14 protein-coding genes are annotated in these 14,519 nt (G+C 61.8%); 7 read left to right on the forward strand and 7 right to left on the reverse strand.

Going from position 1 to position 14,519, the window contains the following annotated elements; translation table 11 throughout:
- Window positions 1-153: 153 nt before the first annotated feature.
- The 4 genes from INT12_RS20695 to INT12_RS20710 all read left to right on the forward strand — a co-directional run bounded on the left by INT12_RS20695 (window position 154) and on the right by INT12_RS20710 (window position 3,869).
- Complete coding sequence (locus tag INT12_RS20695; RefSeq protein WP_017846774.1) at window positions 154-630, forward strand: PaaI family thioesterase; 477 nt, start codon at window positions 154-156, stop codon at window positions 628-630.
- Window positions 627-1,079: a PaaI family thioesterase gene (locus INT12_RS20700; protein WP_017846775.1), complete on the forward strand. Its 453-nt coding sequence runs from the start codon at window positions 627-629 to the stop codon at window positions 1,077-1,079. Before INT12_RS20695 ends, INT12_RS20700 begins: the two co-directional genes overlap by 4 nt.
- 89 nt (window positions 1,080-1,168) lie before the next feature.
- A complete protein-coding gene (gene htpG / locus INT12_RS20705) occupies window positions 1,169-3,073 on the forward strand; it encodes a molecular chaperone HtpG (RefSeq protein WP_017846776.1) in 1,905 nt (634 codons plus the stop codon).
- A 67-nt stretch (window positions 3,074-3,140) separates the two neighbouring features.
- A complete protein-coding gene (locus tag INT12_RS20710) occupies window positions 3,141-3,869 on the forward strand; it encodes a dienelactone hydrolase family protein (RefSeq protein ID WP_046384193.1) in 729 nt (242 codons plus the stop codon).
- 98 nt (window positions 3,870-3,967) lie between these two features.
- Here INT12_RS20710 and INT12_RS20715 read toward each other — a convergent pair whose 3' ends face one another.
- From INT12_RS20715 to INT12_RS20745, 7 genes are all read right to left on the reverse strand, one after another.
- Window positions 3,968-4,834 carry a pirin family protein gene (locus tag INT12_RS20715; RefSeq protein WP_017846778.1) on the reverse strand — a complete coding sequence of 289 codons (867 nt, stop codon included), beginning with the start codon at window positions 4,832-4,834 and terminating at the stop codon, window positions 3,968-3,970.
- A 64-nt stretch (window positions 4,835-4,898) separates the two neighbouring features.
- Window positions 4,899-5,315, reverse strand: a complete 417-nt coding sequence (locus INT12_RS20720; RefSeq protein ID WP_017846779.1) for an OsmC family protein — start codon at window positions 5,313-5,315, stop codon at window positions 4,899-4,901.
- A gap of 221 nt (window positions 5,316-5,536) precedes the next feature.
- Window positions 5,537-6,757 carry a beta-ketoacyl-ACP synthase I gene (gene fabB / locus INT12_RS20725; RefSeq protein WP_017846780.1) on the reverse strand — a complete coding sequence of 407 codons (1,221 nt, stop codon included), beginning with the start codon at window positions 6,755-6,757 and terminating at the stop codon, window positions 5,537-5,539.
- A gap of 11 nt (window positions 6,758-6,768) precedes the next feature.
- Entirely contained in the window at window positions 6,769-7,284 is a 516-nt protein-coding gene (gene fabA, locus INT12_RS20730; protein WP_003190035.1) for a 3-hydroxyacyl-[acyl-carrier-protein] dehydratase FabA, read from the reverse strand.
- Window positions 7,285-7,533: 249 nt separating this feature from the next.
- Window positions 7,534-9,435, reverse strand: coding sequence for an ATP-binding protein (locus tag INT12_RS20735; protein WP_057003703.1), 1,902 nt, complete (start codon window positions 9,433-9,435; stop codon window positions 7,534-7,536).
- A complete protein-coding gene (locus INT12_RS20740) occupies window positions 9,432-10,361 on the reverse strand; it encodes an ABC transporter substrate-binding protein (RefSeq protein ID WP_046486370.1) in 930 nt (309 codons plus the stop codon). Before INT12_RS20740 ends, INT12_RS20735 begins: the two co-directional genes overlap by 4 nt.
- A gap of 1 nt (window position 10,362) precedes the next feature.
- Window positions 10,363-12,444, reverse strand: coding sequence for a TonB-dependent receptor plug domain-containing protein (locus tag INT12_RS20745; RefSeq protein WP_102618154.1), 2,082 nt, complete (start codon window positions 12,442-12,444; stop codon window positions 10,363-10,365).
- A 234-nt stretch (window positions 12,445-12,678) separates the two neighbouring features.
- Between INT12_RS20745 and INT12_RS20750 the strand changes: the two genes are divergently transcribed.
- The 3 genes from INT12_RS20750 to sixA are packed head-to-tail and all read left to right on the forward strand — an operon-like array spanning window position 12,679 to window position 14,508.
- Window positions 12,679-13,704 (forward strand): NAD(P)H-dependent glycerol-3-phosphate dehydrogenase, encoded by a 1,026-nt coding sequence (locus tag INT12_RS20750; protein ID WP_017846784.1) that lies wholly within the window; start codon window positions 12,679-12,681, stop codon window positions 13,702-13,704.
- A 10-nt stretch (window positions 13,705-13,714) separates the two neighbouring features.
- On the forward strand, window positions 13,715-14,062 hold the full coding sequence (locus INT12_RS20755) for a DUF4389 domain-containing protein (protein WP_193040235.1): 348 nt from the start codon (window positions 13,715-13,717) through the stop codon (window positions 14,060-14,062).
- Window positions 14,059-14,508, forward strand: coding sequence for a phosphohistidine phosphatase SixA (sixA, locus tag INT12_RS20760; RefSeq protein ID WP_057003702.1), 450 nt, complete (start codon window positions 14,059-14,061; stop codon window positions 14,506-14,508). Before INT12_RS20755 ends, sixA begins: the two co-directional genes overlap by 4 nt.
- Window positions 14,509-14,519: the final 11 nt, after the last annotated feature.

Raw genomic sequence — 14,519 nt, forward strand, 5'->3', positions numbered from 1 at the left:
GTTTCTCCTTAGTGAAGATATCTACTGGCCTTTCGAGCACATGGGGCCAGCATTAGTTCCTTATATCCCACAGATATATAAAGCATTTTCCCAAGGAACTTTTTCCGACGGTCCATACTGCGCCGGCCCCACATTCATCAGAGTCTGAACCGAATGACCGAAAATCCCTTGTTAGAGCGTGCCAAGCGCTTTATTTCAGCGTTGCGCCATTGCCAAGTGCTGGGCATTACCGTTCATCAAGCCAGCGAGGAGGGGATTACCCTGGTTCTGCCCTACAGCCCGATGATCGTGGGTGATCCCCAGACGGGCGTGATCCATGGTGGCGCATTGACCTCGCTGATGGACACCGCCTGCGGCATGGCCACCCTGTGCGTGTTGCCGGAGTTCGAGGTGTGCCCGACCCTCGACCTGCGCATCGACTACATGCATCCCGCCGAACCGCACAAGCCGGTGTATGGTTTTGCCCAGTGCTACCGGGTGACCACCGACGTGATTTTCACCCGTGGTTTCGCTTATCAGGACGACCCGCAACAACCCGTCGCCCACACGGTGGGGACGTTCATGCGTATGGGCAAGCGCCTCAAGGGTGCGCAGGGGCTGGGCAGTACAGTCACGGGAGAACAGGCATGACACATCACTTCAAGACACGTCTGGAGCAGGCCCATGAGCACGGCAACTACAAGGCGCTGCTCGATCTGATCCCCTACGCCAAGCTGATCGGCATCGAATGCACGCGGATAGGCGATGAGCTGCTGTTCCGCCTGCCGGCCAACAAGGACAACATTGGTAACCCGATATTACCGGCGCTGCACGGCGGTGTGATTGCAGGCTTTATGGAACTCTGCGCCGCGTTGCACCTGCTGGTATTCACCGGCGCACCGGGCCTGCCGAAAATCATCGACTTTTCCCTGGATTACCTGCGTGCCGGCCAGTTTCGCGACACTTACGCCAAGTGCCAGGTCTGGCGCCAGGGTCGACGGGTGGCGAACGTGTCGATCACCGCCTGGCAAAGCACCGCGGCCGAACCCATCGCCACCGCCCGCGCGCATTTCAAGATCGGAGAAGTGTCCCGCCCTTGAAATCCTGGTCTTAGCCCCCAACTTTGATGACAACCCGCCGCCAACCCTTCAGGGCGCGGCCACTGCCATCCAATTGGAGTTTGATGACCATGAGTGTGGAAACTCAAAAGGAAACCCTGGGCTTCCAGACCGAGGTGAAGCAACTGCTGCACCTCATGATCCATTCGCTGTATTCCAACAAGGAAATTTTCCTTCGCGAGTTGATCTCGAACGCCTCTGACGCTGTCGACAAATTACGTTTCGAAGCCCTGTCCAAGCCGGAGTTGCTGGAAGGCGGCGCCGAACTGAAAATCCGCGTGAGCTTCGACAAAGACGCCAAGACCGTCACCCTCGAAGACAACGGTATCGGCATGAGCCGTGAGGATGCGATCACCCACCTGGGGACCATCGCCAAATCCGGCACTGCCGATTTCATGAAGCACCTTTCGGGCGACCAGAAGAAAGATTCGCACCTGATCGGTCAGTTCGGCGTGGGCTTCTACTCGGCCTTCATCGTCGCCGACAAGGTTGAAGTGTTCAGCCGCCGCGCCGGCCTTGACGCCAGCGAAGGCGTGCATTGGTCTTCGAAAGGCGAGGGCGAGTTTGAAGTCGCTACCCTCGACAAGGCTGATCGCGGTACGCGCATCGTGCTGCATCTGAAACCCGGTGAAGACGAATTCGCCGATGGCTGGCGCCTGCGCAACATCATCAAGAAGTATTCCGACCACATCGCCCTGCCGATCGAATTGCCGAAAGAGCAGGCCGCCGCCGAAGGCGAAGAAGCACCGGCCGTTGAGTGGGAAACCGTCAACCGCGCCAGCGCCCTGTGGACCCGTCCGCGTACCGAGATCAAGGACGAGGAATACCAGGAGTTCTACAAGCACATCGGGCACGACTACGAAAACCCGCTGAGCTGGAGCCACAACAAGGTCGAAGGCAAGCTGGAATACAGCTCGCTGCTCTACGTACCGGCCCGCGCGCCGTTCGACCTGTACCAGCGCGAAGCGCCAAAGGGCCTGAAGCTCTACGTGCAGCGCGTGTTCGTGATGGACCAGGCGGAATCGTTCCTGCCGCTGTACCTGCGTTTTATCAAAGGCGTGGTCGACTCCAACGACCTGTCGCTGAACGTGTCGCGGGAAATCCTGCAGAAAGACCCGATCATCGACTCCATGAAGTCGGCGCTGACCAAGCGCGTCCTCGACATGCTGGAAAAACTGGCGAAGAACGAGCCTGAGCAATACAAAGGCTTCTGGAAGAACTTCGGCCAGGTCATGAAAGAAGGCCCGGCGGAAGATTTCGCCAACAAGGAAAAAATCGCCGGCCTGCTGCGTTTTGCCTCCACCCAGGGCGAAGACGGCGAGCAGGTGGTGTCCCTGGCCGAGTACCTGGCACGCGCCAAGGAAGGTCAGGACAAGATCTACTACCTGACCGGCGAGACCTACGCTCAGGTCAAGAACAGCCCGCACCTGGAAGTCTTCCGCAAGAAAGGCATCGAAGTGCTGCTGCTGACCGACCGTATCGATGAGTGGCTGATGAGCTACCTCAGCGAATTCGACGGTAAGACCTTCGTCGACGTGGCGCGTGGCGACCTGGACCTGGGCAACCTGGATTCCGAAGAAGACAAAAAAGCCGCTGAAGAAGTGGCCAAGTCCAAGGAAGGCCTGGTTGAGCGGATCAAGGCCTCTCTGGGCGACGCCGTCAGCGAAGTGCGGGTTTCCCACCGTCTGACCGACTCCCCGGCGATCCTGGCCATCGGCGAGCAGGACCTGGGCATGCAGATGCGTCAGATCCTCGAAGCCAGCGGTCAGAAGGTGCCGGACTCCAAGCCGATCTTCGAATTCAACCCGGCTCACCCGCTGATCGAGAAACTCGACGGCGAACAGAGCGAAGAGCGTTTTGGCGACCTGTCGCACATCCTCTTCGACCAGGCAGCCCTGGCTGCCGGCGACAGCCTGAAAGACCCGGCCGCCTATGTGCGCCGACTGAACAAGCTGTTGGTTGAACTGTCGGTTTAACCCCGTTGTAGAAAAACCCGCTTCGGCGGGTTTTTTCGTTCTTGTGCAACCTCAACTGGAGTAAATGATGAGCCAAGTCACTGTGCGTTCCGTGGTCTATCAGATTGATGGCCAGTCTTATGAAAGCCGCCTGGCCTTCGATGCCAGCCAAACCGGTCCGCTGCCGGGCCTGTTGATGGCGCCGAACTGGATGGGCGTGAGTGCAGGGGCCGAAGAGATTGCCAAGCGCGTCGCCAGCAAAGGCTACGTGGTGCTGATCGCCGACCTGTACGGGCAAACCGTGCGCCCGTCGAATAACGATGAAGCCGGTGCGGCGATGATGCCGTTGAAGAATGACCGCCCGTTGCTGAACAAGCGCATGCAGGCCGCGTTAGCGCAACTGCAAGGCCAGAGCGAAGCTGCGGTGGATACGTCCAGGTTGGCTACCTTCGGTTTCTGCTTCGGCGGTTGCTGTGCGCTGGAGCTGGCGCGCACCGGCGCAGCGTTGAAGGCTGCGGTGTCGTTTCACGGCACCCTCGACACGCCAAACCCGGCGGATGCGAAGAACATCAAGGGTTCCGTGCTGGTGTTGCATGGTGCTTCCGACCCGCTGGTGCCGAAAGCACAACTGCCGGCGTTCGAAGATGAGATGAACGCGGCCGGTGTGGATTGGCAACTGCTGAGCTATGGCGGTGCGGTGCATTCCTTCACCGACCCGCACGCCAACGTGCCGGGCATGATGATGTACGACGCGAAGACCGCTGCGCGGGCGTTCCAGTCGATGCATAACTTGTTGGATGAAGTGTTCAAGGGCTAAGTCTCTGGCGTCTGTCCTGGCCTCATCGCGAACAAGCCTGCTCCCACATTCGAGCGCATTCCTACAGGATAAACGCGGTTAAATGTGGGAGCAGGCGGCTATCTCACCGGCAACTCAATTCTTTCGGTTTCACCGGGCACCGTTGGCCAATCCCCAGCCGCCCAACGCTGCCGGGCCTGCTCGATCACGGCCGGGTCGCTCGCGACAAAATTCCAGTTGATCCGGCGTGGCCCATCCAGCGGCGCGCCACCGAACACCACCAGGTGACAATCGCTGTCGGCAGACAGGGTCATCGCCTGTCCGCTCGGCAACACCACCAGGCTGTGTGCCTCAAGCGGCTCACCGTCCAACTGTACGTCACCCTCCAGCACATACACCGCGCGTTCTTCATGCTCGTCGGGGATCAGCAGGGTGGTGGCCGTCTGCATCTGCACATCGGCGTACAGCGTGGGTGACAGCACCGGCACCGGTGATTTGAGGCAGAAGCCATTGCCGGCGATCAGGCGGACCTGCACGCCCAGGTTGTCGCTGGTGGGCAAGCTGGCTGCCGGATGGTGGCTGTAATGCCCCGGGCCGCTCTCGTGGTCCCTGGGGGAGGCGAGCCACACTTGCAGCCCATGCAGGCTGAACCCCTTGCTCTTGATTGCTTCGGGCGTGCGCTCGACGTGGGCAATCGCGCTGCCGGCGGTCATCCAGCTCACATCGCCGGCCTGAACCATTTGGTCCGAACCGAGGCTGTCCTTGTGCTGCAAGGTGCCTTCGAACAGGTAGGTGAGGGTCGACAGGCCGATGTGCGGATGCTGGCGGATATTCATGCCGCTGCCCGGTGCATAGCGGGTCGCCAGCATATGGTCGAAAAACACGAACGGCCCGACGCTACGGCATTCTCGCGATGGCAGCGGGCGCAGGATGGGCTGGCCTTCGACATCTTCGAGGCGAGGGCGGATCACGGTGAGGGTGGTCATGGTGCGTCCCTGTCGGAGCGGGTTGGATAGCCCTGAGCATAACCCGCTCGACCGGAGGTTGCCGCTATTGGCTGAAGGCACCTTCCGACAATTTCGTCTCGATACTCACCTCGGCGGTGGTCATCAGCTTGTGTATCGGGCAGCGGTCGGCGATGCGGTGCAGTTCGTCGCGTTGCTGATCGGTGAGCACGCCCTTGAGTGTCAGCTTGACGTTGAGGTGGTACTTGCCCTTTTGCTCCTCGCTGTCGTCGCGGGTGACTTCCACGGTTACGCCGGTCAGCGGGATGCCCTTTCTCTGCGCATACAGCTTCAGGGTCAGGGCCTTGCACGACGCCAGGGCTGCGTCGAAATAGTCGTGGGGCGAGGGCGCGGTGTCGTCACCGCCCAGGCTTTTGGGCAGATCGGTGAACAACTCGTGGTTATCGATGTTGAGGCTGTGGCGGAAGTTGTCGGCATTCAGGGTGTTGACGGTAACAGGCATGGCGAACCTCTCAAGCGTGGCAGGAAGAAAGTCATGCAGTTATAGAACATGCTGGCACTCAAGTGTTCCAGGATTTTTCCAGATGGCGGGGGGCAGGATTCCCCGCATCAGTTCGAGGCAGCGGAGCAACACCCGCGTACAGGCGAGGCGACCCCGAATTCAAGCGCAAAAAAAACGCCCCGAACCAGTCGGGGCGTTTTCATCTGATCAAGCTGCGGGGCTTACTTGCCCTGCCAGCGTTTCAGCACCAGGGTGGCGTTAGTGCCACCGAAGCCGAAGCTGTTGCTCATCACGGTGTCGACTTTTACGTTTTCGACGGTCTTGGTCAGGATCGGCATATCGGCCACGACCGGGTCCATCTCTTCGATGTTGGCCGAGCCGGCCATGAAGTTGCCTTCCATCATCAGCAGGCAGTAGATCGTTTCGTGAACGCCGGCGGCGCCCAGGGAGTGACCCGACAGGCTCTTGGTGGAGCTGATGGCCGGTGCCTTGTCGCCGAATACCGCGCGCACGCCTTCCATTTCCTTGGCGTCGCCGACCGGAGTCGAGGTGCCGTGGGTGTTCAGGTAGTCGATCGGGGTATCCACGGTGGACATGGCCATCTGCATGCAGCGGATGGCGCCTTCACCGCTTGGCGCAACCATGTCGTAGCCGTCGGAAGTGGCGCCGTAGCCGACGATTTCCGCGTAGATCTTCGCGCCACGGGCCAGAGCGTGTTCCAGCTCCTCGACCACCACCATGCCGCCGCCGCCGGCGATGACGAAACCGTCACGCTTGGCGTCGTAGGCGCGGGAGGCCTTTTCCGGGGTGTCGTTGTACTGGGTGGACAGCGCGCCCATGGCGTCGAACAGGAACGATTGGCTCCAATGTTCTTCTTCGCCGCCGCCGGCGAACACGATGTCCTGCTTGCCCAGTTGGATCTGCTCAACCGCGTTACCGATGCAGTGAGCACTGGTGGCGCAAGCGGAGGAGATCGAGTAGTTCACGCCCTTGATCTGGAACGGCGTGGCCAAGCAGGCGGAAACGGTGCTGCCCATGGTCCGCGTGACACGGTACGGGCCAACGCGCTTCACGCCTTTCTCGCGCAGGATGTCCAGCGCTTCCATCTGGTTCAGGGTGGACGCGCCGCCGGAACCGGCGATCAGGCCGGTACGCACGTTCGAGACCTGATCGTGGCTCAGGCCGGAATCGGCGATGGCGTCCTTCATGGCCAGGTAGGCGTAGGCGGCAGCGTGGCCGACGAAGCGATAGATCTTGCGATCGATCAACTCTTCGAGGGGCAGGTCGATGGAGCCGGAAACCTGGCTACGCAGACCCATTTCGGCATATTCCGGGTTGAAGCGGATGCCAGGGCGACTTGCACGCAGGTTAGCGGTGACGGTCTCTTTGTCATTGCCCAGGCAAGAAACGATGCCCAGACCAGTGATAACGACGCGGCGCATGCGGATAACCCTTAAAAGTTGTCAGTGGAAGTGAATACGCCGACCCGAAGGCCTTCGGCAGTATAGATCTCGCGACCGTCGACAGTCACCGAACCGTCGGCGATCGCCAGGTTCAGCTTGCCCTTGAGGACGCGCTTGATTTGAATGTTGTAGGTGACTTTCTTGGCACTCGGCAGAACCTGGCCAAAGAACTTCACTTCGCCCGAACCCAGGGCGCGACCGCGGCCCGGCAAGCCTTGCCAGCCGAGGTAGAAACCGACCAGTTGCCACATGGCGTCGAGGCCCAGGCAGCCCGGCATGACAGGGTCGCCTTCGAAATGGCAGGCGAAGAACCACAGGTCCGGGGTGATATCCAGCTCGGCGACCAATTCACCTTTGCCGTACTTGCCACCCTCTTCACTGATATGGGTGATGCGATCCACCATCAGCATGTTCGGGGCGGGCAGTTGCGCGTTACCTGGGCCGAACAGCTCACCGCGACTGCAGCGCAGCAGGTCTTCCCGAGTAAAGGCGTTTTGTTTGGTCATGCGAGCTCCTCAATAATCCCATGCGGCAGGGTAGGGCAAATCTTCCCGAACCGACTGAAGCGTTCATGCCTCACATCGGCAGCCTACACATAGACTATTGCGTTGTAGTGAAAGTCACAGCGTCAAGGCACTGAATGTACACTTGTTCACTGAAATTTTAAACCGGGCCTGTTTATCGGTCCGTTCGGGTGCCTAAGACTGCCGCACTTTCGTCTTTCACGCCAGTCGCAGTTGGCTGATGGCGCGGCGCTATTGCACCCAACGCTGCAGGATTTGCTGCAAATCCGTGCGTTTGAACGGCTTGGCCAGGTAATCGTTCATTCCGGCGGCCAGGCAGAGTTCACGATCGCCCTGCAAGGCGTTGGCGGTGAGGGCGATGATCGGCAGCTCGGCGCAGCCCGGCAGTTGGCGAATCTGGCGGGTGGCTTCGTAGCCGTCGATCAGCGGTAGCCGGCAATCCATCAGGATCGCGGTGAAAATCAGGCTCTCGGCGCTGCGGATCGCTTCGGCGCCGTCGGTGGCCAGGCTGACCTCAAAGCCCAGGCTGCGCAGCATGGCTTCGACCACGGTGCGGTTGACCGGGTTGTCTTCCACCAGCAGCACATGGCGGCCGTCGCCCGCGCTGGCTTTGCCTTCGGCGTTGGCGGCGATGGCCGGCACGCTGTGCTGGTCGATGGCCAGCGGGATTTCCAGGGTGAACACCGAACCGCGACCTTCTTCGCTCTGCGCGCGCAGGGTGCCGCCCATGCGTTCGGCCAGGGTGCGGGCGATGGGCAGGCCCAGGCCGGTGCCGCCGTAACGTCTTGAAATGGAACTGTCGGCCTGCTGGAACGCATCGAACATCAGTTCCAGGCGCTCGGCGGAAATGCCAATGCCGCTGTCGCGCACGGTGCAGGTGAACCACACCAGTTCATGGTCGAGGGGTTGCCAATGGGGCTCGACGCTGACGCTGCCGTGCTCGGTGAACTTGAGCGCGTTGCCGATCAGGTTCACCAGAATCTGGCGGATACGCGTCGGGTCGCCCTGCACGCGCAACGTGTCCAAGCCCGGCGGGATCGGCAGTTCGAGGCTCAGCCCGCGCTGCTGGGCGCTGTGCTGGAAGGCCTGGGCGCAGCTGTTGATCAGGTCCGCGAGGTTGAACGGAATGTGTTCCAGCTCCAGGGCCGCGCGTTCGATGCGCGAGAAGTCGAGGATGTCATTGATGACCTTGAGCAAATGTTCCGTGGACTCGGAGGCCAGCGCGGCATATTCGGTCTGCTCTTCGGTCATCTCGGTGGTTTCCAGCAACTGCAGCATGCCCAGCACGCCGTTCATCGGCGTGCGCAGCTCGTGGCTCATCATCGCCAGGAAGTCCGACTTGGCGTTGTTCGCCCGTTCGGCTTCCTCGCGGGTCTGGATCAGTTGCGCCATGGCCTGCTGCTGTTCGCGGCTGGCCTGGTTGAGGCCTTCGGCAAGGTTGTTGATGTGCCGCGAGAGGTCGCCCAGTTCGGAGTCATCGACAATCGGCAGCGGGGTCTTGTAGTCGCCTTGCTGGATCGCCTTGACTGCATTGCCCATCGCGCTGATCGGCTGCGACAGGCTGGCGGCCAGGCGCCGCGCGAGCAAAAAGGTGAACAGCAGGGCAAACAGCGCGAGCACGCCGGCCTTGAACAGAATCTCCTGTTGGCGCTGGCTGAAGGCATCGTTGGACATGCCGACGATCACCCGGCCCAGGTAGTCGGCACGCGGCGCCTTGGGTTCGTTGAGGTTGTCCTGGAAAAAGTCATTGCCCAATTGGATATGTTGCAGGCGGATCGGGGCCTGGAACACTTTGACCGACAGCGAGCGGTCGTGGTTTTCCGAAGGTTGCTCGACGTACACCAGGATGTTCTCGGCGCTGTCCTGGATCTCCAGGAAGCGCACATGGGGCGTGGCCAGCGTCGCGCGCAGCAGGCTGTCGAGCACGTCGTTGTTGCCGGAGATCACCCCGTATTCGGTGGCCGGGGCCAATTGGTTGGCGATCAACTGGCCGGTGTGGTCGAGTTCCTGGCGCAGGTCCTGGATCCGCACGAAGGTGAAGAAGCTGATCAACAGCAACGTCAGCAACAGCGCCGGCCCCAGGGTGATGAGCTGGGTGCGGGTGTTGATGTCCCAACGACGACGTAAGGTCATGGGCGTTGTTCTCCTTCGGCCAGGCGGGCGGCGACGTTGGCTTCGTCGACCTGTTCGATGCCCAGTGAGCGTGCGACTTGCGGGTTGCCCACGACTTTGAAACGCTCCGGGTACATGGCGCGCGGCCAGCCGGCCGGCGGGTGATCGAGCAGGCGGTCGAGTACGGCCAGCCAGTCGGTCTGGTCGCTGTAAGTACTGGCCAGGCTGCCGGCCTTGACGAAGCCGGCATTGGGCCCCACCAGCGGCAGTTGCCGGGCATAACTGCTCAGCAGCAGGTTCTTCGCGGTTTTCGGGTTGTATAACTGCGGGTCGTCAAGGCCGAGCAGCACATCACTGTTTCTGAACAAATGCTGCAGCGGGCGACTGTCGTTAATGTCGTCCCAGCGCTGGGGCACGATCTCCAGGCCCATCGGCGCGGCGTACTGGCGCAACTCGCGGAGCAGGAATTCACTGTCGGCGCCGTAGAGCACGCCGATGCGGCGGGCCTGGGGCAGGATTGTGGCGATCAGCCGCAGTTGGCGCTCCAGCGGCGGGTCACTCCACAGCAGGCTGATTTTGCCCGGCACGCCCTGGCCCAGGCGCTGGTGGGCTTGCAGGCGGCTGATGCGCAACACCAGGGTCGACGGCCCCTGGGCATCCTGCAGGCGCCAGTCGAGGCTGGGCAGGTCCAACAGGATCAGGCGCGTATTGGCCGGTAGGCGGCTGGGCACGGGCAGGTTGGCGAGGGGGGTGAAGGTCACACGGTCGTCGGGGCGCTGCTGGGTGAGCGCCTGGACGAAGGCCTGCACCCCGGCGCCGTCTTCGGCGGCGGTCAGCAGGATATTGGCGCTCCAGGCCGGTACGCTGAGCAGCAGGCACAGCAGCAGCAGGCCGCGTTGCCAGCGTCTGGGGAGAGAGAGGAGGGTCATCCGTGACTGAGCGCCCATGTCAGAACTCTAACTCCGCGCTGAAGTAGAGCACTTGGCGATGGTCGTAGTTGTTGTCGGCCCAGGTGGTGGGCTGGTTGTCCAGGCGTTGTTGCAACATGCCGGCCAGTTCCACGTTGGCGTTGCCCAGGGCCATGCGCTTGGCGACTCGCAGGTCGACCCGTTCGAAGCGATAGCGGTTAAGGGCGTCGTCGCCATAGTAGAACAGGGCGCTGGACCAGCCTTGCCCCCATTCGCGCAACCAGCCGGCCGAACCGCTGTTGCGTGCGGTTTGCGCCTTGTCCAGCGGGTTGCTGGTGCTGGCGTCGACGTAAGCGTAGGTCAGCCGCAGGCGGTCGGCGTTGCTCATGCGCCAGTCGAATTGGGATTCTGCGCCGGTAAAGCGCGAGCTGTTGGCGTTGCTGGCAATGTACTGATTGTTGCGCAGCGGCGAACTGATCATGTCGGTGATTTCGTCGTAGAACAGTTTCACGTCCATGTTCAGCCCGATGTCGGCAAAAAAGCCGTTATAGCCCAATTCGCGGGATTTCATCAGTTCTTTGTCGAGGTTGCCCGGACCGCGCGTGACCACGAAGTACTGCCCGGAATTCTGCCCGTAGGCCGGCGAGTCGAGGTTGGTGACGCGATAGCTCCAGTTGACGTTGTTCTCGAACATGTCCGGCGAACGGATCGCCTCGGAGTACACCGCGCGCAGGCCGTGGCGCGGGTTGATCAGGTAGTTGACTGCCACCCGCGGCGTCAGCGAGTTGCCGCTCAGGTGGGTGTCTTCGTACATGGCGCCGCCCTGCAGCAACCAGTGCTCGCTGGCGCGCCATTCAAGCTGGCCGAACAGGCGCCAGGTGGTGTCATCCAGAGTGCCGTTGAAATAGGTGTCGGAGTCGGCGCGGTCATAGCGATAGTTCATACCGCTGACCAGGCGCAGGCTGTCGGACAGGCTCAGGGTGTCCTGGATCTCCAGGTCGTAGCGGCTTTCGCGGGTGCTTTGGTCGATGTCGCCGCATACGCTCTGGCTGGCGCCGTTGCGCCATTGGTCCAATACTTGGTTGCCCAGTGCTTGTTCGTCGGCGCTGCCGGGAGGCGCAACACTTTGGCTGTAGGTGTCCATGTGCCGGGCCAATCGCTCGGCATAATTGGGGTTGAGCTGCCACAGCCGGGTCAATTCCGGGCTGAACGACACCTTGGCGTCACAGGCTTTCCAGATCTGCCGGCGGTCCCATTGTTGGGCCGAGCCCTGGATATACAGGCTGTGTTCGGGATTGAAATCGAAATTCCAGCGCAGGGAGCCGGAATAGTCCTTGGCGGTAACGTCGGAATTGTTGCCGCCCTCGGTAATCCCGGCGAATACCGGCGTGTAGGTATAAGGACGCTGGTTGGTCCCTTCCTTGGCATTCAGTTGCCAGTCGATGCTCTGTTGCGTGTTCAGCGTCTGGCTCACCGCCAGGCTGAAGCGGTTGAGACGCCGGCCGTCACGACGGTCGGCGCCCACCGCGTTGCTGTCAAAGCCATCGTCCTGCTGCCCGGACATCGACAGGCGCAGGTCGCCGGTTTCCCAGCCCACGCCCTGGCTGGCATAGAAGTCGTTGATCCCGCGTTCGCCGCGTACCACTTTTACCCTTGAACCGTGGCTGTCGGCCGGTGAGCGCGTGAGGATATTCACCACAGCCATCAACGCATTGGCGCCGTAGCTGACGGTGTTGGGCCCGCGGAACACTTCGATGCGCTCGATGTCTTCCATGGCCACCGGAATATCGCTCCAGTCCACCGTGGCCAGGCCTGCGCGGTACACCGAGCGGCCGTCGATCAAGACCTGCATGCGTCGCGCATCGCTGGCATTGGTGCCGTGGTAGTTCACCGCCGCCTGGTTGCCGCTGGTGTAGCCGACCATCATGCCCGGCACCAGCCGCAGCAACTCAGCGATGTCTCGCGCGCCGCTGGCCTTGATCAGTTCGCTGTCGATCACGGTCATGCTGCCGGGCACGGCGGCGGCCGATTGTTTGAGGCGAGTGGCAGTCAGCACCTGCGGCAGCGGTTGGTTGTCGAGGAACAGGTCGTCGGCGAACACCGCGCCGCTGCACAACAGCATCAACCACAACGATGAACGGGGAGGAGGGCCCAAATACACGGCACGGCCTTGATAATTACGGATAGCCGACCATGTTAACCGAGGCCGGGCCATTTGCCAGTCGTCGCCTTTGCAATTACCCCGCGTCGCTATGGCATTTTCCGACAGGCGTGTGAATTGATACGGGGGCTGGCCGCAAGCGGGGGGCTCCGTATAATGCGGTCATCGCCACTGGTATGGATTAACGGATTGCATATGACTGAACAGCGCCCTATTGCGGTCCTGGGAGGCGGAAGTTTTGGTACCGCCGTGGCTAACCTGCTGGCTGAGAACGGTCATGCGGTGCGCCAGTGGATGCGCGATCCCGAACAGGCCGAGGCCATTCGCGTCCATCGAGAAAACCCTCGTTACCTTAAAGGCATCAAGATTCATCCGGCGGTCGAGCCGGTCACCGACTTGCAGGCGACCCTGGAGGCCTGCGAGCTGTGTTTCGTCGCGCTGCCTTCGAGTGCGTTGCGCTCGGTGCTCGCGCCTCACGCCGAACGCCTGGCGGGCAAGCTGCTGGTCAGCTTGACCAAGGGCATCGAGGCGCACACCTTCAAGCTGATGAGCGAAATCCTCGAAGAGATCGCCCCGCAGGCGCGCATCGGCGTGCTGTCCGGGCCGAACCTGGCGCGGGAAGTGGCCGAACATGCGCTGACTGCCACCGTGATCGCCAGTGAAGATGAAGCACTGTGTGAGCGGGTCCAGGCCGTGCTGCATGGGCGCACCTTCCGCGTGTACGCCAGTGGCGATCGCTTCGGCGTCGAGCTGGGCGGTGCGCTGAAAAACGTCTACGCGATCATTGCCGGGATGGCGGTGGCGCTGGGCATGGGCGAGAACACCAAGAGCATGCTGATCACCCGTGCGCTGGCGGAAATGACCCGCTTCGCGGTGAGCCAGGGCGCCAACCCGATGACGTTTCTGGGCCTGGCGGGCGTGGGCGACCTGATCGTCACCTGCTCGTCGCCGAAAAGCCGTAACTATCAGGTCGGTTTCGCCCTCGGCCAGGGCCTGAGCCTGGAAGACGCCGTGGCGCGCCTGGGCGAAGTGGCCGAAGGGGTCAATACCCTCAAGGTGCTCAAGGCCAAGGCCCAGGAGGCCGGCGTGTACATGCCGCTGGTCGCCGGGTTGCACGCGATCCTGTTTGAAGGGCGCACCCTGAATCAGGTCATCGAGTTGCTGATGCGCGCCGAGCCGAAAACCGATGTCGACTTTATTTCCACCAGTGGTTTCAACTGAGGAACGCGTCATGAACGATCCGAAAGCAGCTCCCAAGTACGAGTCCATCGCCCTGCGCATCTTGTGGATGCTGGTGTTTGCCCTGGTGTGGCAAGTGGCGCAATTCCTGCTCGGTGCGTTGGTGGTGGTGCAACTGATTTACCGGCTGGTCTACGGCGCGCCGAACCTGGGCCTGATGAATTTTGGCGACAGCCTGAGCCAGTTCCTCGCGCAGATCGGCCGCTTCGGCAGTTTCCACACCGAGCAAAAGCCCTGGCCATTCGCCGACTGGCCGACGCCGCGTGCGCCGGAAGGCGAAGCCGCCCACAGCGTGCCGCCAGTACCGCACCCGGTGCGCGATGAAGAGCCAAAACTGTGAAACTGTGGATTTTGCGGCACGGTGAAGCCCAAGCGCATGCCCGCACCGATGCCGAGCGCGAGCTGACCGAGCATGGCCGCGCCGAAGTCTTGCGCAGCGCGGCGCACCTGATCGGCCAGCCCATCAGCGCGATCATTGCCAGCCCGTATGTACGGGCGCAGCAGACCGCGCAGCTGGTGCGTGAAGCGCTGGGCTTCGTGCCGGACATCCGCACCGTGCCCTGGCTGACACCGGACGGCAATCCGCAGCAGGTGCTGGAAAAGCTCGACACGGATGAGAATGTGCTGCTGGTCAGCCATCAGCCGCTGGTCGGCAGCCTGATCAGCTTTTTGCAGCATGGCCATCAGCGTCAACCGCTGCCGATGTACACCGCCAGCCTGGCGGAGTTGGAGGGGGAATGCCCGCTGGCGGGGCTGATGAGCCTGGTCAGTGTGAAACATCCGTAGGCGCTTTCACT

It is taken from the genome of Pseudomonas sp. K8 (assembly GCF_014889455.1).
Taxonomy (GTDB): Bacteria; Pseudomonadota; Gammaproteobacteria; order Pseudomonadales; family Pseudomonadaceae; genus Aquipseudomonas; species Aquipseudomonas veronii.

What these genes read in the sequence shown, in the direction of transcription:
- INT12_RS20700 (WP_017846775.1), top strand. Translation starts at nt 627, where the DNA reads ATGACACATCACTTCAAGACACGTCTGGAGCAGGCCCATGAGCACGGC.
- fabB (WP_017846780.1), bottom strand. Translation starts at nt 6,757, where the DNA reads ATGCGCCGCGTCGTTATCACTGGTCTGGGCATCGTTTCTTGCCTGGGC.
- htpG (WP_017846776.1), top strand. Translation starts at nt 1,169, where the DNA reads ATGAGTGTGGAAACTCAAAAGGAAACCCTGGGCTTCCAGACCGAGGTG.
- INT12_RS20755 (WP_193040235.1), top strand. Translation starts at nt 13,715, where the DNA reads ATGAACGATCCGAAAGCAGCTCCCAAGTACGAGTCCATCGCCCTGCGC.
- INT12_RS20715 (WP_017846778.1), bottom strand. Translation starts at nt 4,834, where the DNA reads ATGACCACCCTCACCGTGATCCGCCCTCGCCTCGAAGATGTCGAAGGC.
- INT12_RS20735 (WP_057003703.1), bottom strand. Translation starts at nt 9,435, where the DNA reads ATGACCTTACGTCGTCGTTGGGACATCAACACCCGCACCCAGCTCATC.
- INT12_RS20710 (WP_046384193.1), top strand. Translation starts at nt 3,141, where the DNA reads ATGAGCCAAGTCACTGTGCGTTCCGTGGTCTATCAGATTGATGGCCAG.
- INT12_RS20695 (WP_017846774.1), top strand. Translation starts at nt 154, where the DNA reads ATGACCGAAAATCCCTTGTTAGAGCGTGCCAAGCGCTTTATTTCAGCG.
- INT12_RS20720 (WP_017846779.1), bottom strand. Translation starts at nt 5,315, where the DNA reads ATGCCTGTTACCGTCAACACCCTGAATGCCGACAACTTCCGCCACAGC.
- INT12_RS20745 (WP_102618154.1), bottom strand. Translation starts at nt 12,444, where the DNA reads ATGCTGTTGTGCAGCGGCGCGGTGTTCGCCGACGACCTGTTCCTCGAC.
- INT12_RS20750 (WP_017846784.1), top strand. Translation starts at nt 12,679, where the DNA reads ATGACTGAACAGCGCCCTATTGCGGTCCTGGGAGGCGGAAGTTTTGGT.
- fabA (WP_003190035.1), bottom strand. Translation starts at nt 7,284, where the DNA reads ATGACCAAACAAAACGCCTTTACTCGGGAAGACCTGCTGCGCTGCAGT.
- INT12_RS20740 (WP_046486370.1), bottom strand. Translation starts at nt 10,361, where the DNA reads ATGGGCGCTCAGTCACGGATGACCCTCCTCTCTCTCCCCAGACGCTGG.